We start from the raw sequence: 404 nt of genomic DNA, 5'->3' as shown, positions 1-404 counted from the left end.
GCAGATCGGTTATTTCGACTATGACGCGGCAGACCCTGTTTCGGTCGAATATTTCATCCAGATGATGGCGGCCTGCCTGGCCGGTGGCCCCAGCGAACCCCTGCCTCAGGAAGGTCAACCGCTCGGGATGACCCAGCATGTCTGGCAGCAACTGCTGGAGGACGAGCAGAGCCTGCTGTACCAGGCACTGCTGGCCAAGCACCAGGGGCTGATGCAGCAAGTGGTCGCTGCGCTGTCCGGGGACGACTTCGGCAAGGTGCACGACATCATCAAGGGCATCGCCGGGACGGCCGACGGCCAGCTGTTGATGATCAAGCCGATCCAGGATGCCGTCGGCCAGTTGCTGGCCGCGACCAACAGTGCGGGAAATGCGCTTGGCCAGCACCTCAGTGAACGGACCAGGA

General features: G+C 62.6%; 1 pseudogene. It reads left to right on the top strand.

The features are described 5' to 3' along the window. Positions 1-404, top strand: a pseudogene (locus B4L76_RS14080) (hypothetical protein); the annotation flags it as partial.

The organism is Pseudomonas sp. UBA4617 (assembly GCF_002386445.1).
Lineage (GTDB): Bacteria > Pseudomonadota > Gammaproteobacteria > Pseudomonadales > Pseudomonadaceae > Aquipseudomonas.
The sequence above is the reverse complement of the archived record's forward strand: the minus strand, read 5'-3'. Positions and strand labels throughout refer to the sequence as shown.